Here is a 17,547-nt window from a genome sequence, read left to right on the forward strand (position 1 = left end):
CAAAATAAAACTATTGTTCGACCTCATCCCAGTTAAATGCAGGGTTTTCAGCAGCGGTTTTAGCGCTTTTCATAAGGGATTTCAACTCCTGAACTTTTGCATAATTTGTTGATGCAATATTGTTTGTTTCTCCGGTATCCTTATTTAAATCGTATAGTTCCAGTACCTCTGGTTTACCTTTGTCTTTAAAGCGGATCAACTTCCAGTTTCCTTGTCGTAGAGCTTCCTTATAACCCTTCTCCCCAAACTGCCAGTAGAGGTAATCATGTTGTTTTTGTGTTTTTCCTGATAATGCATTCACGAATGAAATACCATCAATATTAGTGGGAACAGAAGTAAAGGTTAATTGACCAATAGTTGGCATCATGTCCCAAAAGGCCCATGCATCTTCTCTGGTTTTCCCGGCAGGAACTCTTCCCGGAGCTCTAACGATAAGAGGCACCCGAATTCCACCTTCATACAAATCTCTTTTTACACCTTTCAACGGACCACTACTGTTGAAATAGGCAGGGTCTCCTCCACCTTCTTCATGCGGGCCGTTATCGCTGGTAAACATTATATAGGTATCATTTTCCAAACCCAGGTTCTTAACCTGTTTTACAATGCTTGCCACATCCTGATCCAGTCTGTACATCATTGCTGCAAAGGCAGCATGAGGCTGTAGCTGGGTACGGTAAGATGCTTTGTTCTGATAGAATGGCTTCTCCGGGGGATACTTGCTGCTGCCATCCAGGTTCTGAAACTTCTTCATCAAATGTTCAGGAACCTTAAGCTCGGCATGAGGCAGTGTTGTGGAAAGATAAAGGAAGAAGGGCTTATTTTTGTTCTCTTTTATAAATCCCAGTGCATGCTCAAGGATCAAGTCGGGAACATATTTAGTAGAATCTATCGTCACTTTACTTAACTCTCTGTTCTTGACCTCAAAGAGGTGATCTGTAAAGTAGTGATGAGCATGTCTTTGTAGGAGATAGCCATAAAACGTGTCAAACCCTTTCAGATGAGGTGCTCCTGGTTCGTTTTCTAATCCAAGTCCCCATTTTCCAAACATGCCGGTTGCATATCCGTTATCTTGAAGGTGTTGAGCTAAAGTAGTATCCTGAGGGCGCAGTGATGCATTGGCATTTCCGCGAATATACGCGTGACCCATGTGCTTTCCTGTCATTAGAGCTGCTCTTGAAGGGGCACAAACAGTATTACCCGCATAGAATTGAGTGAACTTCGTACCTTCCTTTGCTAGCTGATCGATGTTAGGAGTTTCAATTGGACTCTTTGCATTAAAAGAGGATAAATTCCCATAACCTAAGTCATCGGCAAGAATGAAAATTATGTTTGGCTTTCTTTGTTTAGAACTTTGTGCTTCTGCCTGTGTGATTGAAGCAGCAAGAACAAAAAGGCCTATAAGTTTTTTTAAGTGCATGGCTGAAAGGATACTCTATTGGTTTTGTAGGCAAACATAACGCATTGTTTACTATTCTTTTAATAAATTTTAGTTTCTTCGCATCAATTTTACAATAATAGATAGAATGAGAGCTTTCCTATTTGATTTAAACGGAACGATGATAGATGACATGGATTTCCATACGGATGCATGGCATGAAGTATTGAATAACGATTTAGGAGCTAACCTTAGTCGCGAGGAGGTAAAGAAGCAGATGTACGGGAAAAATCACGAGTTGTTGGTCCGGGTGTTCGGAGACGAGAAGTTTACAGAGGAGGAGAAGGATAAGATATCCTTTGAAAAGGAGAAACGGTACCAGAGCCGATTTAAGCCTCATTTAAAATTGATTGATGGCTTATCCGAGTTTTTAGAGAAAGCGCATAGTCGGGGCATAAAAATGGCAATTGGTTCTGCAGCTATTACCTCCAATGTCGATTTTGTTCTGGATGGCTTAAATATAAGAGAGTACTTTCCGGTGGTTATTAGTGCAGATAATGTTAGTGTGAGTAAGCCCGATCCGGAGACATTTTTAAAGGGGGCAGAGCAACTAGGAATGAAGCCGGAAGATTGTATTGTTTTTGAGGATAATCCAAATGGGGTAGAAGCCGCGAGGCGAGCCGGGATGAAATGTGTAGTTCTTACAACGATGCACGAGGAATACGAGTTTGAAGGTTTGGATAATATTCTGGTTTTCGTAGAAGATTACACCGACCCTTTCTTTGAGCAGTTTTTGAATAAGTAGCGATCTGGTTCTTATAATGTAATTAAAAAAGGAACGGCCGCTTCATTAGCGAAGCGGCCGTTCCTTTTTTAATTATTAAGCTTAAGCTTTATTTATCTGATAATAAACATCGCTCCAGCGTAATTCATTTTTCAACGAATACAGGTCGGTGTTCTTTCCAATCTTCACCAATTCAATTCCTGCCATATCAGAGAAAGCTTCCATATGTTCAGAAGTCAGGTTCTGGCTATAACATGTATGGTGAGCTCCACCCGCTAAGATCCAGGCAGCACAACCAGTTTTCATATCTGGATATGGTTTCCAGAGTACGCGTGCTACAGGAAGTTTTGGAAGATCGTGTTGTGGCGCTACTGCTTCAACTTCGTTTACGATTAAACGGAAACGATTACCCATATCAACGAGAGACGCATTTATGGCAGGACCAGCAGCTACGTTAAATACTAAACGTACCGGATCTTCTTTACCTCCGATTCCTAAAGGATGGATTTCGCATTTCGCCTGGCCATCAGCAATAGATTCACAGATCTCGAGCATGTGAGAACCCAAAACAAGAGGATTAGATGGATCGAAGTGGTAAGTGTAATCTTCCATGAATGCATTTCCACCCGCAAGGCCGCTACCCATAACTTTCATTGCGCGAACTAAAGCAGCTGTCTTCCAGTCACCTTCTCCTGCAAATCCATAACCCTGGTTCATTAGACGCTGGGCCGCGATACCTGGTAATTGTTTCATTCCATGAAGATCCTCGAACGTATCAGAGAAACCTTTATAATTGCCTGCTTCTAAAAATGCTTTTAAACCTAATTCGATTTTAGCTGCATCTCTTAAAGAAGAATATCTGGAGCCTCCTTTACGAAGAACATCAACAACAGCATAACGGGCTTCGTATTCTGCAGTTAACGCATCAACTTCAGCATCGCTGATCTGATTGATCACTGCTACCAGGTCGCCAATACCGTGTGTGTTTACAGAGAAACCAAATTTTAATTCAGCTTCTACCTTATCTCCGTCTGTAACAGCAACGTAGCGCATATTGTCGCCAAAGCGAACGAACCTCGCACCTTGCCAGTCGTTCCAGCCAGCAGCAGCACGCGCCCAGCCGTTCAGTTGATCCAAAACTTCAGGATCTTGCCAATGTCCAACAATAACCTTACGGTTAATCTTCATTCTTGACATCATGAAGCCAGTCTCTCTGTCGCCGTGAGCACTTTGATTAAGGTTCATGAAATCCATGTCAATAGTTGCCCATGGAATATCGCGATTGAATTGAGTATGTAAGTGTGCAATTGGTTTTTGAAGAGTTCTCAAACCAGTGATCCACATTTTAGCAGGAGAGAAAGTGTGCATCCAGGTAATAATTCCGATTACATTTGGAGCCACATTAGCTTCCTGGCAAATAGCATAAATTTCTTCAGTGCTCTTTACCGTTGGCTTGAAAACAACGCGAACTGGAATTTCAGAAGCATTATTTAAAAAAGCTGCAATTTCCTCAGAATGAGCCGCAACTTGTTTTAAGGTTTCTTCTCCGTACAAGTCCTGGCTTCCGGTTACAAACCAAACTTCAAATTTTTTAAGGTCAGTCATTTTTTTATTTACGATTTACGATTTACGATTTACGATTTACGATTTACGATTTGTTCTGTCTATAGCTTTTGACGGTTTGCAATCTTACTCTCCTAAATATTGAATGCCCCTAATGAAATTCATTGTGGGCATTCAATATTTTGAGGGTCTGAAAGTATCGAACCTAAATTATACTGATACGTTTATTGGCCGTAGTATGAATTTGGTCCGTGTTTCCTTTCAAAGTGTTTTTTTATCAAGGAGTCTTTGAGTCTTGGTGCTTGAGGATTTATCTGCTCAGTCAACAAAGCCATTTTCGCTACAGTTTCAAGTACAGCACTATTGTATACTGCTTTATCTGCTGTCTTTCCCCACGTGAATGGCGCGTGGTTACCTACTAGGATCATTTCCACTTCTTCGTAGCTCAAGCCTTTGTCTTTGAAGCAGTTCATGATTTGGAAGCCTGTCTGGTACTCATAGTCTCCGAGGATCATGTCATCACTCATAGGAGGCGCACAAGGGATATCTGCAGTTAAATGGTCAGCATGAGTAGTACCGTAATTAGGAATGTCGCGTTGGCTTTGAGCCCAGGCAGTCCCATAAACAGAATGAGTATGAACTATTCCTCCAATCTTTTCCCAATGCTTGTATAGAACTGCATGGGTTAAGGTATCTGAAGATGGTCGAAGATTACCCTCAACGGTTTTCCCTTCAAAATCTACGATTACCATTTTCTCTGGTGAAAGGTCCTCATAGGGAACTCCACTTGGTTTAATTGCAAAAACACCTAAATCACGATCAACAGCACTTACGTTTCCGAAAGTAAAAAGTACCAAACCCAGCTTAGGTAATTGCATATTGGCTTTGTAAGCCTCTTCTTGAATATGTTGATATTTAGACATGAATTTATTTTATTGAGTTGTTCGTTGTTAGAAATTTAACTGACAGCTTTGAGCTTTGAGCTGTCAGTTGAGCTCATCGCTACTTAAGCTGTTTCCAGTGATTCAGAAGCAATAAAGTTCTCTACCAACGCCCCTGCCTCAGAGTATTTCTGATACCGCTTAGCGTAAATTGCAACAGCCTCAGGATTTGGGTAATACTCGGCATCAAAGCCCTGACCCATAACTTTCATTGCATCTTCAACTTTTGGATATATTCCAGCCGCTGTCGCAGCGAACATTGCCGCTCCAATTGCGCATGTCTGTTCTGATTTATGGATCTTAATTGGCATATTTAATACATCCGCCATCATTTGCATGATAAATGGAGATTTTTTAGCAACACCGCCCAATCCGATCAAGCCTTTTACCGGAACACCTTGATCGATAAAACGGTCTACAATCTTTTTGGCGCCAAAACATGTTGATTCAACCAATGCCCGGAAGATTCTCACAGCATCACTTCCCAGATCTAAGCCAAGGAAGGCGCCTTTAAGTAATTGATTAGCATCTGGAGTCCTCCTTCCATTTAACCACTCAATAGCTAGCTCGCCGCCTTCTTCAAGTGGTAATTCTGAAGCACGTTTGCTTAATTCAGGAATGATCCGTCCTTCAACTTCTTCAATTAGCCTCTGGGCAGTTGCCTCATCTACTATTTGAGTTTGCGAAAGCAGGTTTTTAACTGGCCAGGCAAGTACATTTTTCAACCATGCATAGGCGTCTCCAAATGCCGACTGCCCGGCTTCCATACCAATCATGCCTGGGATGATCGAACCATTCACTTGCCCGCAGATACCGTTAACTAAAGTGTCCTTTACCTCATCAACAGGAGCAACCAGCATATCACATGTAGATGTTCCCATAACCTTGCTAAGGTAGTACGGCTCAATTTGACCACCTACAGCTCCCATGTGAGCATCAAATGCTCCGATGCCGATAACTACGTCAGTAGAAAGACCCAGTTTTGCGGCCCAGTCAGAAGATAGTGTGCCTGCTCTTTCCGCAGAAGTATATGTTTTGTTAGATAATTTTGCTGTGAAGCCAGTTAGAAGCGGGTCTAGTGAAGCAAAGAATTCTTCAGGAGGTAAGCCTCCAAATTCTTCAGCCCACAGAGATTTGTGACCTGCAGAACAAACGCCACGTTTAATCTCAGCGGCATCCGATCCTCCTGTAAGAAGGAACGGGATCCAGTCACAGTGCTCAACGAAAGAATGGATAGCATTTCGCACTTTCTCGTCCTCTCTCAGCACGTGAAGTAATTTTGCCCAGAACCATTCGGATGAATAAATCCCACCTACAAACTGTAGATAGTTAACTGGGAATTTTTCTGCGTGTTCATTTATCTCGGAAGCTTCTTTAACCGAAGTGTGATCTTTCCAAAGAACAAACATTGCATTTGGATTGTCTTTGAACTCTGGAAGAAGTGCCAATGGCGTTCCTGTTTTGTCGACAGCAACCGGGGTTGAGCCAGTAGTATCTATAGAAATAGCCTTCACGTTAGCAGCTACTTCTTTTCCTGCTTTTTGCAGGGTTTCTTTTATAGTGGTTTCAAGGCCTTCTACATAATCGAGAGGATGCTGACGGAACTGACTGTCCACTGCGTTGCAAAACAAACCTTGCTTCCACCTGGGATAGTAGAAAACAGATGCTGCAACTTCTTCTCCTGTTAGGGCATTTACAATAACCGAGCGTACGGAATCTGTTCCGTAATCTACTCCAATAACAAAACTCTGCTGGCTCATAATTCGTTAATTCGTGTCTAATTAACACTTATTTTTTCAAAAATAAAAAACGTTTGTAAAACAAAGGCAAAAATTAAAATTTTCTTAAAGGTCTAAATTGCTTACACACTTTCCTAATTGTTTTTGCACGGGCAGGGAAATGTGTAATGTTCCATTAGAAGGCTGTAGGCATTTAAAAGGTTTCTTAAGAATTCAGGGCTTGCGGGTTAGGTATAAAATTAAGGAACGCCTGGAATTTATCTTTATAAATAGAAGGGTCGAGTTTGTAAAAATAAGCCCCTTTTTTAGAGTTCTCTTTATCTTTCTCGCTTTGACGAATTAAGAGACCTGTCGATAGAAGTTTGCGGCTAAAATTTCTTTTATCAAGGATCGTGTCGTAAACGTTTTCGTAGAGAGTTTGAATCTGGGGTATTGTGAACTTTTCAGGAAGCAACTCAAAAAGGATTGGGTGAAGAGCCGCTTTGTATTTAAGTTTCTCTTTAGCCATTTCAACCATTGGTTCATGATCGAAAATAAGCTTCGGCATTTTCTTTAACGGAAACCATTCTGCATGGTATTCTTCACTCAATTGTTGTTCGTACTTATTGATATCAATAAATGCGAAATAAGTGATACTAATGGTACGTTCAATTGGATCTCGCTTAGGCTCACCAAATACGTGCATCTGTTCCATGTATACCCCTTCAAGACCCGTTAATTGTTTGAGGATCCGCGATGCAGCCTCTTCAGGCCCTTCATTAGGTTCAATAAAACCACCCATCAAACTCCACTTATTTTTTTCAGGTTCAAATCCCCTTTGAATAAGCAGGAGCTTTAATAATTCGCCATCAAAACCGAATATAATGCAGTCGACAGCAACGAGAATACGAGTTTGTTTTGAATACCTGGTCATCGCAATTGTGGTACAATTATATAGATATTAAATGTATATAAAGCACCAATTAAGCTTTTTATCTTTTCTGCCTACTAGTTTGTTTAATGATTCTACAAATGAGAAGATGGAAAATTAAGTGTTCTATTGACGCTTATAAAAATCTTCCTTACATTGTGCTATCAATAGCCAATTAGAGGAGGTTATTCATAGACCTTCACTTATATTAGTTAATAAAGAATTTACGATTTCTAAATCTGTTTTTATTTCGTTATAATTGAGTAGCCAATTATTCAAACGTTTCTCAATCAATATCGTATAAAGTACCGCAGAGGTTCGAAAAATAGACAGCAATATTTTTATTGCTAAATATGTGAGTGAAATGAGGAGCAAACCAATTGTAAAGGAGCCAGTAAATGAGGATGTCAAAGATGAGGCTTTGTTGTGGAAAGATTTTAAACAAGGAGATAAGGATGCCTATGCTAGTCTTTATTCAAAGTATTCCTCTTTACTATTTCGTTATGGATGTAAAATTTCTCCTGATAGAGAGGTAGTTAAAGATTGCATGCATGATCTGTTTACCGAGTTGTGGAAAAATAAAGCCACTCTTGGTTCTCCAGCATCAGTTAAAAACTATTTGGTAAAATCTTTGCGAAATAAACTTGTCAGGGAAATTGCCAAGCAGGCTAAATTTGTAAGTGAAGATGGATTACCCGACACCAATCTGGGTATTGTATCCTCTCATGAACTACAGCTTATTTACAGTCAAGCGAAGTCTGAGCAGGAGCGACAGCTTATTTCGGCTATGCGAAAGCTCACCAATCGGCAAAAAGAGATTATTTTCCTATTGTATTATAATAACCTCAGTCCTGCAGAAGTTGCTTCTATAATGTCCATTTCGGTCAGAACTATTTACAACACAACATTTTCCGCAATACAGCTTCTTAAAGGCGAATTAACAGCGATTGTTATTTTAGCCATCTGTAAGGATCTACTCTAAATTTAATCTTTAGATGCATTGAGTTTGCTGTTTCTGAAGCTATAACTAAAATACACTACCAATCCAATGGCCAGCCATATCAGGAACCTCACCCAATTCGTGTAACCCAATTCCGTCATCAAATAAAAGCAGCTTAGAAGTCCCGCTACCGGGATCAGCGACAATTCTTTTGTGAATGATAGGAAAGCTAGCGTAATTGCAGTGATAAGGAATAATATGTATGGTAGTTTTTCCCGGAACTCTTCCCAATTACCATAGCTATTGAACATTTCGAGTAGCGGCTTATGAAAAACTGCTAATCCGGCAATAAGAACACCAGGAACTACATATTTTGAATTGATATAGGGAATCCTGAAGCGCCCTGGTTGTACCTCCTTATCCTCTTCCAGCAGTAATACTCCTCCACATACTAGAACAAAGGCAAATAGTGTTCCTATGCTCGTAAGGTCGGTTACCTCTGTAAGGTTCATGAACAGCGCTGGAATTGCTACCACCAAACCAGTTATTATAGTTGAGAAATAGGGGGTTTTGTATTTAGGGTGAATCTTTGAAAATGCTTTAGGTAACAACCCGTCTCTGCTCATTGCCATCCAGATCCTTGGCTGTCCCATTTGAAAAATTAGGAGCACACTGGCTGTGGCGATAACAGCACTTACCGAGATAATGTAGCTGATCTTATTTAAACCAATGCGTTCAAATACGAAAGCAAGGGGGTCTCCTACTTGTAATTCTTTGTAGTTTACCATTCCCGTTAATACCAATGCTATCAGTATGTAAAGCACGGTACAAATAATCAGGGAGTAGATCATGCCTTTAGGAAGATCCTTCTGCGGGTTTTTGCATTCTTCCGCTGTAGTAGAGATCGCATCAAAACCGATGTAGGCAAAAAATACCCCTGAAACACTTTTCATTACACCTCCGAATCCATTTGGAAAAAATGGTGTCCAGTTAGCAGGGCTTATATAAAAGAACCCAAGGATAATAACAAAGATGACAACCGCTATTTTAAGTAAAACCATAGCATTGGTAACTCTTTTGGTTTCCCTTATTCCTATATAAACCAGCCATGTTATAAGTGCCACAATAATCAATGCGGGTATATCGGCAATTAGCCTTAATCCTCCCAGCTGTGGCGCTGAAAGCCAGGCTGTCGACTGGTCTTTCATTGTATCGGTTATCTCAGCCAACTTTCCCTGCAGGGTGAATTGTTGAATTTTTTCATGCCCCCGGTATGCAGAAAGATAATCCATGGTAAGGTAAGAGGGGATATGAATATTAAAACCGCGAAGAAGATTTGTAAAATATTCACTCCAGGAAATTGCTACAGCAATATTTCCTATAGCATATTCCATTAGCAGGTCCCATCCAATGATCCATGCAATTAACTCGCCAAAAGAGGCATATGCATAAGTATATGCACTTCCCGAAACAGGTATCCTCGATGCGAATTCGGCATAACACATTGCTGAGAAGCCACAAGTAATAGCAGTAATTATAAAGAGTAAGGTAACACCGGGACCTCCGTTGAATGACGCTTCTCCAATAGTAGAAAAAATACCGGCACCAATCACCGCGGCTATTCCCATAAACGTTAGATCCTTTACCCCAAGTACTTTATTTAAATGAGACATGCCCTGCTCTGGATTTTCTCCATCTCCATAGCCGGAAGAAACGTCAGAAAGTATGGTGTTTAATGGTTTTTTACGGAAATAGTTATTTGACATGTAAATAGTATGAAGATGTTAACTTAACATAGACCAAACATAGGAAAAATAGCTTTGCTGCAGAAAAAAGCTCTGAATATGAAAAAGAGATTCATCCGTTTTTTCTATGAACAGCAGTCATTCTTTTTTGCTTTTGCTACTTTTTGCATTCTCGGGATAATTTTACAGTTATCATTTAATCAGGAGCAAATATTCCTGTATATAAACCGGCACCACTGCGCTTTTTTTGATCGTTTCTTTCTTTTTTATACCTGGCTGGGCGATGGACTTTTTGTTGTTTTTATATCCTTACTACTATCCTTCTACAAATTCAGGTACAGTATATTGTCGCTGATGGCCTATCTTTACAGCTCTCTCATCGCCCAGCTACTGAAATACCAGTTTAGTTTTCCCAGGCCCCTTAAGTATTTTGAAGGTAAGGAAAGTCTACACCTGATCAGCGGCCTTGATGTACATTCATATAAAAGTTTTCCTTCCGGACACAGTGTATCAGCTCTGGCACTTGCTATTATTTTAGCATATATTTCTCCAAATAAAAGGCTGGGGGGCCTTATTTTTATTGTTTATTTAATCGCTGCCTTTTCAAGGGTCTACCTGGCAGAGCATTTCTTTATGGATATTTTCGCCGGCGCATTCCTGGGAGTTGTATTAGCTATTCAAATGATTTTTTGGCTGGAAGGTCGAAAGTGGTATAATTCCAGCCATTTAGACTTTGGATGGAACAAAAGGATTGCCAGGAAGGGCATTAAGAAAAGGGATTTTGATATTACACTTATAGAAAGGTCATTATTTGAAAAACGCTAGCTACACATCCTTACTGGTATTCCTCTTTAGCCTTGCACTTTTATTATTTAATTTAGGAAAACCAGAAATTTACATTCTTGATGAGGCAAAAAATGCCGAGTGCGCAAGAGAGATGTTTATTTCAGGCGATTATCTGGTACCAAGATTTAACGGGCAGTTAAGGACAGACAAGCCTCCGCTCCATTATTTTTTCATGACTTTGTCCTATAAGTTATTTGGAGTATCCTCTTTTAGTGCCCGATTCTTCTCTGCTGTGTTTGGGGCTTGTACTGTGCTTATTACCTATTTGTTCACCAGAAGGTTTTTGGGTGGGGCAAGAGCATTACTGGCGTCGATCATTTTAATATCCTCGCTGCATTTTAATTTCCAAATGCGTCTGGCTGTTCCTGATCCCTACCTTATCTTTTTTATTGCAGCGACGATTTTCTGTTTTTATCTCTTCTACGATACCGGGCAGAGAAACTGGCTTTGGATAATGTACATCTGCCTTGGATTAGGAACACTAACCAAAGGTCCGGTAGCTATTGGTCTTCCCGCTATAGCGATATTTCTATACTTACTGCTAACCAGGAATATTAACTGGACAATCATTAACAAATACAAGGTATTTCCTGGACTTGCTATTGTTACAGCAATAGCCTTACCGTGGTTTTTTCTTAATTACGTTAAAACTAATGGTGAGTGGACTCAGGGTTTTTTTCTAAAACACAATCTGGAACGTTTTACGAATACGATGGAGGGACATGGTGGCTTTTTTTTACTTCCGGAAATCATGGTCGTGCTTGGAATGATACCATTTGGCGTATTTACGGTCAGGGCATTCATCAAATGCATCAGAGGGAAAAAGAGAGACGCACTTCTCCTCTCCCTTCTAGTGGTGACGGTTGTGATCGCTTTCTTCTCATTTTCTCGAACAAAATTACCCAATTATACAGCTCCAGCTTATCCTTTTGCTGCTATTCTTATTGCAAATCTCTTGTTCGGGCTAAAAAAAGCAGACAGAGTGTATAAACCAGAGCTTATCGTTTATACTTTAATTGCATTTGCCATTCCTGCAGGTGTGTATATAGCTTTGAGAAATGATCAAAATTATTCCCAGTTTTCATCACTTGCAGTTTATTTTTTGCCCTTGCCTATAGGAGCAGGGGTTGCCTGGATTGGATATGTTCGGAGTAACAGTCAAATCTCCCTTGCGGCGCTGTCTGTTTCCTTTATCCTTACTAATATATTATTTTTTACGATTGCCTATCCGTTTGTGTACAGTTTAAATCCAGTAAATGTGTCTCTTGGTCGCTTAGAAGGCGAGAGAGAAGTAGTGTATTACAAAAAACTTAATCCAGCTTATATATTTCAGCTGAAAAGAATGATTCCGGGGATAGACTCACCGGAATCATTAAGGAATTATATGGAAGCACACCCTCGTGCGCTGATTGTAAGCAGACTTGAGTTTGCAGAAGAAATACAATCTGCAGTTGCCGCAGATACCATATTCCAGAGTAGGGATACTTTTGAAAGCCCTGTTACCGCGATATTTCAAGTTAAGTCTGGATATGTCCCCGCCTACGTAAAATAAAATAAGGAGCCAGCAGGACAAGCACTCCCAGTATTATCCATAAAGGCAGGTATTTAATGCTTCCTGGTGTTCTGCCGGTTGTATTTTCCGGGTTAGTGAACTGCGAGGCAAGATCTGCCTGCGGTGTTATCTTTATGGAGTTGAAAAATGTAGTTAGCTCAGGTGCTGCGTAAACTCTATGGATATCCCGGTAAAGAAATTGGAACGTATAAGTAGCACTGTTGACATGCATAACTCTTATATTTCTAAATTGCTTACCACTCCCGCTGTCTACTGCTAAAGTGAGATCTTTCACCATTAGATTACCAAGGGTTGTATCTCTCTCTTCTGAAATTGTGCCCTCTTTGGCCGACGATCTTATCTTCTTTACAAAGTCATCGTAGTACTTCTGTAAATGCTTTTCCTTCTCAATATCAGGTGTGCTTTTTGGATTATCAGACAATTTCGTAACTAGTATATTCCCAAATGAACCCTGTGCATTGATTAGAACTTGACCTTCCGCTTCTTTCCGGGTAAAGCCCTCAGGTAATGAAACCTGTACAGAATCATCAATTTTATAGGGCTTCCAATTTTGGGCGTAACCAGTGGCCGTGAGGAACAGTATTATTAATATCAGCTGTATTCTTTTCATAGTAGGAAAATTTAAATACTATTACTGTAAGTAAATAGCATGCTTGAGTAATCAAGGGTTGTGCCATTTTCCTGCTGACGTGCATAGAAGTTACCTGATATTTCTGTTAAATGGTCTTGTAAGTTTCTCGAATCTAAAGTTTTATAAATAAAAAGGCTTCTTTCAATCGGGGTGCGGATTCAAAGAAGCCTCCAAGTACAACCTTGCACTGATTAGTCTAACTTGTCCAATTCTTTGTTTACAAACTTTGCCAGCTCGTGAACATACTCTTGTCCGAAATCAAATTTTATTCCTGCTGCCTGATAAATTTCCTTTATTGTTTTGGTATATCCCAGTTGTAGGGCTGCCAAATAATTTTTTAGCCCCTGTTGAGGATTCTCCTTATAGTTTTTCCAAACAGCTATCGCTCCTAACTGGGCAATGGCATATTCGATATAATAAAAAGGTACTTCAAATATATGTAGTTGCTTTTGCCACATATTTTCCAATGCTGCTTCGTAACCCTCCCAATTGGCGAAGTTATTTCCGAAAGGAGCAAATATTTGTTTCCATGCCTCTTTTCGTTCCGCTGTAGTATGTTTTGGGTTTGTATAAATCCAATGCTGAAACTGATCGACAACAGCAACCCATGGAAGGGTTTTAAGAACGTCACGCAGCTGATCTTTCTTGGCGCGTTTAAGATCTTCTTCGTTGTCGAAGAATACTTCCCATTTATCCATAGAAATAAGTTCCATACTCATAGAAGCTAATTCTGCAACTTCGGATGGGAGGTGTTTGAAGTCGTTTAACTCCAGGTCAGAAGTTATGAAAGTGTGAACAGCATGGCCTCCTTCATGCACCATAGTGGTAAGATCACGAAAGGTATTGGCAGAGTTCATGAAGATAAACGGTGCACCCGTTTCAGCAAGAGGATAATTGTAACCTCCCGGTGCTTTCCCTTTCCGGCTTTCTACGTCAAAAAGATTGTTAGCTTTCATAATTTTCAATCTTTCCCCGATGTATGGATCAAGGGCTTCAAAGCAAGCAATCGACTTATCAATAAGATCCTGACCATTTTGAAATGGCTTCAAAGCTGGTTTTCCTGATATGTCAACGTCCATGTCCCAAGGCCGTAATGTATCAACTCCCAAAGCTTCTTGTCTTTTCTTTGCTTGTTTGGCTAAGATCGGAACAATCTCCTTTTCGATTGCCGCATGAAATTTATAACAATCTTTGGGAGTATAGTCAAAACGGCCTAAAGCCTGGAACATGTAATCCCGGAAATTTTCAAAGCCTGCATTAACCGCAACCTGATGACGTAATTGTAGCAGCTCATTAAATAATTCATCCAATTGCTCTTTGTCTTGAAGTCGGCGTGCTGAAATCGCTTCCCATGCTCGCTGTCTGACAGAGCGATCCGTGTCTTTTAGGAAAACTGAAGCTTGTTCCAAGGTATATTCCTTCTCGTCAATAATTACACTCATAGCACCTGTAATGGCTTGATACTTCTGTTGTGTAACTTGTATTTGAGTTAACAAAGGCACGTTTTCTTCACGGAATAGCTCCAGGGCTTTTTTTACTGAACGAATGAAAACGAAGTATTTAGTTTTATCAAGTTGCGCTGTATAGGCACAGCTAATAAATTTTTTATTTAATTCGTTAGCTATTGGTGCTATTTTGGGTTCAATTTCAGTTGCAAAGTATTGAAAGTCTTTGAGATGTTGTTCATTTGCAGTATCGCAAGTCATTTTAATATAGCGCCATGCAAAATCTTCCTCAAGTACAGCCTCCAGCTCACTGCGATGCTTAAGCCAAACCTCTACATCAGCAACAGAATCCAGGGGCCTGCTCTGAAGTTCTTCAAACAAGGGTTCGAGGGTTTCCCATTTTATTTCGAGGTTTTCAGGTACAAAAACTCTTGGTTTTTTTTCAATGATCATGATGATTCAAAATTTAGACTCACGAAGTTAAACCAAAAAAAGCTCATCTTGTTGTCAATCTCTTTCCGCTTTGTAATAAGTTGAAAAAAGGTGCTCAATGCCTTCCTTGTAGGTGGTTGGGTGGAATGAGAAGTGGTTTTCGAATTTAGATGAGTCGAAATGGTAGTTGTGCTGATACTGGTAATACATCTCCACAGTGCCTTCTATCGCTTTATTGAAAAGGCCGAGGGCCCTTAACATAAGTTTGTTCACTTTCATGTAAGAAGGTTTTACCTTAAAAATACCAGCAGCGGTATTTATAAACTCTTTTCCTGTTATTGCTCTTGCTGTAGGTAAATGCCAGATCTGATTGTCACTTGTTGATTCCTGTCCTAGTAGAAACATCGCCTTTCCTGCATCCGGAACATAAGTAAAGGAGTGTAGCGTTTCCGGGTTTCCTAACCACATTGCCTTCTCCTTTTTAGAATATTTATCAAGTACCATCATATCGAAGAAACTATTCATTGTATCAGTAGCACCATAAAAATCGGCTGACCTCGCGATGCTTGCCAGTAAATGCCCTGCTTTTACTTCCTCCATGAGTCTGGTAGCTATTTTGGCTCTTACTTCGCCTTTTTCACTACATGGATTGTAGGGAGTACTTTCAAGCATCGGTCCATCTACTTTTCCGTACATATAGACATTGTCGAAAAAAATAAGCCGGGCTTGGGCGGCTTTGCTTGCCGTAATAACGTTTTGCATTACCACGGGCCATTGCTCTCTCCATATCCTTTTGTCGTATACCAACCCTGCACATAAATAAATAACCTCTGATCCTTTGGTTGCATTAAGAACATCCTTCTCATTCAATAGGTCTGTCCTGATCCAGGTTTCGCTCGGACGTGTCTTAATTTCTCTTCTTGATGCAAGATTTGCTTTAATTCCTGATTGTGCCAGCTCCTTTGCCAGAGCCTTGCTTATTGGGCCACCAGCTCCTAAAATAGTATGCATTGCTTTGTGTTCTAGTTCGATACAAAGCTAGTGTGACTAAAGGATGCGAAACGTTAACAAAAGATAATAAAACTGGTAGCTTTAATTGAAGGCTACTTTGAGCTCCTTATGGGGGTTCGAAACTCGTTTACGTATCCGTGAAAGCGATACCGCAGTTATACCAAGGTAATTAGCAATATAATGCTGAGGAATCCGTGTTAGTATCCTGCTGCCACTTTCAAGCAGATTCAGGTATCTTTCTTCGGGGCTTTCAATAATAAAGGCAGTTAGCCGATCATCATAACAACAAAAAAGCGTTTCTGCTACTATACGTCCAAATCGCTCCATCTTCAAATTTATTTGCTCGTTGTTCAGCAGTTTCTCAAGTGATTTTTTATTGAAAATGATCACTTGAGTGTTTTCAATGGCTTCGATATAAATTGCAGAAGGTTTTTGAGTTAAAAAACTTTTATAAGCACTTACCATTTCGTTTTCCATGCTGAAATAATTAGTGATCTCTTCTCCGTCTTTAACATGATAGTATCTTACTGCACCTCGTAAAATAAAGGCCACCTCATTGCATACTTTTCCAGCTTCCAACAGAAAGTCTTTCTTTTTTATTTTCCTAAGTTGCAATTCTTCGCTGAAAATCTCCCATTGTTCATCTGTGTAAACGACAAATTGTTCAAGGTACTTTCTATAAACTAGTAGCTGAAGCTGACTTGGTCTTTGCATAAGAAGAAGATTAATTACTCTAAGTTAAAAAAGATCTTACTTCCTGAAGTAAATATCCAAAAGGAAAAATGCTGCGAAAATTACGGATGCTATACCATTGGTAGTTCCAAATGCCAGTCCGACTTTACTTAAATCATCAGGCTTAACCAACCTGTGCTGGTAAATTAGAAGCCCGATGAAAAAGGCAATTCCTGCAATGTAGAACCCTCCCAAATCGGCCGCAAAAAGGGGGATTGTTATGAAAATCACGCAAAGGACATGAAGTGCCGAGGAAACCATCAATGCTTTCTTTCGGCCCAGGACAGCGGGAATGGAATAAAGATTGACACTCTTGTCGAATTCATCATCCTGCAAGGAATAGATAATATCAAAACCGCTCACCCAGCAAATTACAGCTAGTGAGAAAAAAATAGGAAGTATAGCAAATTCGCCGGTAATAGATAAGTAAGCACCAAGGGGGGCTAGTCCCAGGCCTACTCCAAGAATCAGGTGGCAAAGCGAAGTAAATCTTTTTGTGTAGCTATATCCTAATACGACAGCAAGGGCAACTGGCGAAAGAAAAAAACAAAGAGTGTTGATAAAGTAAGTGGTGAAGATAAATAGTACACAGTTCGACAACGTAAAAAACAATGCACTTTTAGCGGCTATGCGGCCAGCAGGGATGTCTCTTACAGCGGTCCTCGGATTTCTTGCGTCAAAATCCCGGTCTAAATAACGGTTAAAAGCCATGGCTGCGTTCCTTGCACAAACCATGCAAAGGATCATAAGCCCTAATTTAATCCAGCTGAAAGTATAATCTGTTGTGCTCAAAGCCAGAAAAAATCCAATAAAAGCAAAAGGCATTGCAAATATGGTATGGGCAAAAAGAACAAGACTAAGATATTTCTTCATTGTTTAC

15 protein-coding genes are annotated in these 17,547 nt (G+C 40.1%); 4 read left to right on the top strand and 11 right to left on the bottom strand.

Annotation, left to right across the window (positions count from 1 at the left end; all coding sequences use genetic code 11):
- Nucleotides 1-10 precede the first annotated feature (10 nt).
- Nucleotides 11-1,417 (bottom strand): arylsulfatase, encoded by a 1,407-nt coding sequence (locus tag J4N25_RS11885; protein WP_207422417.1) that lies wholly within the window; start codon nucleotides 1,415-1,417, stop codon nucleotides 11-13.
- Between the two features lie 106 nt (nucleotides 1,418-1,523).
- On the opposite strand from J4N25_RS11885, the gene J4N25_RS11890 reads away from it, so the two are divergent.
- Nucleotides 1,524-2,180, top strand: a complete 657-nt coding sequence (locus tag J4N25_RS11890; protein WP_207422418.1) for an HAD family hydrolase — start codon at nucleotides 1,524-1,526, stop codon at nucleotides 2,178-2,180.
- An 81-nt stretch (nucleotides 2,181-2,261) separates the two neighbouring features.
- Here the strand turns inward: J4N25_RS11890 and araA are convergent, their stop codons facing one another.
- The 4 genes from araA to J4N25_RS11910 all read right to left on the bottom strand — a co-directional run bounded on the left by araA (nucleotide 2,262) and on the right by J4N25_RS11910 (nucleotide 7,315).
- Nucleotides 2,262-3,764 carry an L-arabinose isomerase gene (gene araA / locus J4N25_RS11895; RefSeq protein WP_207422419.1) on the bottom strand — a complete coding sequence of 501 codons (1,503 nt, stop codon included), beginning with the start codon at nucleotides 3,762-3,764 and terminating at the stop codon, nucleotides 2,262-2,264.
- A 182-nt stretch (nucleotides 3,765-3,946) separates the two neighbouring features.
- The gene (locus J4N25_RS11900; RefSeq protein WP_207422420.1) at nucleotides 3,947-4,645 is read right to left on the bottom strand and encodes an L-ribulose-5-phosphate 4-epimerase; all 699 of its coding nucleotides are present in this window, start codon (nucleotides 4,643-4,645) and stop codon (nucleotides 3,947-3,949) included.
- 83 nt (nucleotides 4,646-4,728) lie between these two features.
- Nucleotides 4,729-6,423 (bottom strand): ribulokinase, encoded by a 1,695-nt coding sequence (locus J4N25_RS11905; protein WP_207422421.1) that lies wholly within the window; start codon nucleotides 6,421-6,423, stop codon nucleotides 4,729-4,731.
- Nucleotides 6,424-6,607: 184 nt separating this feature from the next.
- Nucleotides 6,608-7,315, bottom strand: a complete 708-nt coding sequence (locus J4N25_RS11910) for an NUDIX hydrolase (RefSeq protein ID WP_207422422.1) — start codon at nucleotides 7,313-7,315, stop codon at nucleotides 6,608-6,610.
- Between the two features lie 361 nt (nucleotides 7,316-7,676).
- On the opposite strand from J4N25_RS11910, the gene J4N25_RS11915 reads away from it, so the two are divergent.
- Nucleotides 7,677-8,294 carry an RNA polymerase sigma factor gene (locus tag J4N25_RS11915; protein WP_207422423.1) on the top strand — a complete coding sequence of 206 codons (618 nt, stop codon included), beginning with the start codon at nucleotides 7,677-7,679 and terminating at the stop codon, nucleotides 8,292-8,294.
- 2 nt (nucleotides 8,295-8,296) lie between these two features.
- Here the strand turns inward: J4N25_RS11915 and J4N25_RS11920 are convergent, their stop codons facing one another.
- Nucleotides 8,297-10,018, bottom strand: a complete 1,722-nt coding sequence (locus J4N25_RS11920) for an APC family permease (protein WP_207422424.1) — start codon at nucleotides 10,016-10,018, stop codon at nucleotides 8,297-8,299.
- A 78-nt stretch (nucleotides 10,019-10,096) separates the two neighbouring features.
- Here J4N25_RS11920 and J4N25_RS11925 point away from each other — a divergent pair, with 78 nt between their 5' ends.
- Together J4N25_RS11925 and J4N25_RS11930 are read left to right on the top strand one after the other, a co-directional pair.
- Nucleotides 10,097-10,822 (top strand): phosphatase PAP2 family protein, encoded by a 726-nt coding sequence (locus J4N25_RS11925; protein ID WP_207422425.1) that lies wholly within the window; start codon nucleotides 10,097-10,099, stop codon nucleotides 10,820-10,822.
- Complete coding sequence (locus J4N25_RS11930) at nucleotides 10,809-12,395, top strand: ArnT family glycosyltransferase (RefSeq protein ID WP_207422426.1); 1,587 nt, start codon at nucleotides 10,809-10,811, stop codon at nucleotides 12,393-12,395. Before J4N25_RS11925 ends, J4N25_RS11930 begins: the two co-directional genes overlap by 14 nt.
- Here J4N25_RS11930 and J4N25_RS11935 read toward each other — a convergent pair.
- From J4N25_RS11935 to J4N25_RS11955, 5 genes are all read right to left on the bottom strand, one after another.
- On the bottom strand, nucleotides 12,361-13,026 hold the full coding sequence (locus tag J4N25_RS11935; protein ID WP_207422427.1) for a hypothetical protein: 666 nt from the start codon (nucleotides 13,024-13,026) through the stop codon (nucleotides 12,361-12,363). The two genes, J4N25_RS11930 and J4N25_RS11935, sit on opposite strands and share 35 nt — an antisense overlap.
- Nucleotides 13,027-13,238: 212 nt before the next feature.
- Nucleotides 13,239-14,945, bottom strand: a complete 1,707-nt coding sequence (locus J4N25_RS11940) for a M3 family oligoendopeptidase (protein ID WP_207422428.1) — start codon at nucleotides 14,943-14,945, stop codon at nucleotides 13,239-13,241.
- A 54-nt stretch (nucleotides 14,946-14,999) separates the two neighbouring features.
- Nucleotides 15,000-15,935, bottom strand: coding sequence for an NAD-dependent epimerase/dehydratase family protein (locus J4N25_RS11945; RefSeq protein WP_207422429.1), 936 nt, complete (start codon nucleotides 15,933-15,935; stop codon nucleotides 15,000-15,002).
- A gap of 81 nt (nucleotides 15,936-16,016) precedes the next feature.
- Nucleotides 16,017-16,649 (bottom strand): Crp/Fnr family transcriptional regulator, encoded by a 633-nt coding sequence (locus J4N25_RS11950; RefSeq protein ID WP_207422430.1) that lies wholly within the window; start codon nucleotides 16,647-16,649, stop codon nucleotides 16,017-16,019.
- Between the two features lie 36 nt (nucleotides 16,650-16,685).
- Entirely contained in the window at nucleotides 16,686-17,540 is an 855-nt protein-coding gene (locus J4N25_RS11955; RefSeq protein ID WP_207422431.1) for a UbiA-like polyprenyltransferase, read from the bottom strand.
- Between the last annotated feature and the right edge of the window lie 7 nt (nucleotides 17,541-17,547).

The sequence above is a fragment of the Desertivirga brevis genome, from assembly GCF_017355835.1.

What these genes read in the sequence shown, in the direction of transcription:
- J4N25_RS11885 (WP_207422417.1), bottom strand. Translation starts at nt 1,417, where the DNA reads ATGCACTTAAAAAAACTTATAGGCCTTTTTGTTCTTGCTGCTTCAATC.
- J4N25_RS11890 (WP_207422418.1), top strand. Translation starts at nt 1,524, where the DNA reads ATGAGAGCTTTCCTATTTGATTTAAACGGAACGATGATAGATGACATG.
- araA (WP_207422419.1), bottom strand. Translation starts at nt 3,764, where the DNA reads ATGACTGACCTTAAAAAATTTGAAGTTTGGTTTGTAACCGGAAGCCAG.
- J4N25_RS11900 (WP_207422420.1), bottom strand. Translation starts at nt 4,645, where the DNA reads ATGTCTAAATATCAACATATTCAAGAAGAGGCTTACAAAGCCAATATG.
- J4N25_RS11905 (WP_207422421.1), bottom strand. Translation starts at nt 6,423, where the DNA reads ATGAGCCAGCAGAGTTTTGTTATTGGAGTAGATTACGGAACAGATTCC.
- J4N25_RS11910 (WP_207422422.1), bottom strand. Translation starts at nt 7,315, where the DNA reads ATGACCAGGTATTCAAAACAAACTCGTATTCTCGTTGCTGTCGACTGC.
- J4N25_RS11915 (WP_207422423.1), top strand. Translation starts at nt 7,677, where the DNA reads ATGAGGAGCAAACCAATTGTAAAGGAGCCAGTAAATGAGGATGTCAAA.
- J4N25_RS11920 (WP_207422424.1), bottom strand. Translation starts at nt 10,018, where the DNA reads ATGTCAAATAACTATTTCCGTAAAAAACCATTAAACACCATACTTTCT.
- J4N25_RS11925 (WP_207422425.1), top strand. Translation starts at nt 10,097, where the DNA reads ATGAAAAAGAGATTCATCCGTTTTTTCTATGAACAGCAGTCATTCTTT.
- J4N25_RS11935 (WP_207422427.1), bottom strand. Translation starts at nt 13,026, where the DNA reads ATGAAAAGAATACAGCTGATATTAATAATACTGTTCCTCACGGCCACT.
- J4N25_RS11940 (WP_207422428.1), bottom strand. Translation starts at nt 14,945, where the DNA reads ATGATCATTGAAAAAAAACCAAGAGTTTTTGTACCTGAAAACCTCGAA.
- J4N25_RS11945 (WP_207422429.1), bottom strand. Translation starts at nt 15,935, where the DNA reads ATGCATACTATTTTAGGAGCTGGTGGCCCAATAAGCAAGGCTCTGGCA.
- J4N25_RS11950 (WP_207422430.1), bottom strand. Translation starts at nt 16,649, where the DNA reads ATGCAAAGACCAAGTCAGCTTCAGCTACTAGTTTATAGAAAGTACCTT.
- J4N25_RS11955 (WP_207422431.1), bottom strand. Translation starts at nt 17,540, where the DNA reads ATGAAGAAATATCTTAGTCTTGTTCTTTTTGCCCATACCATATTTGCA.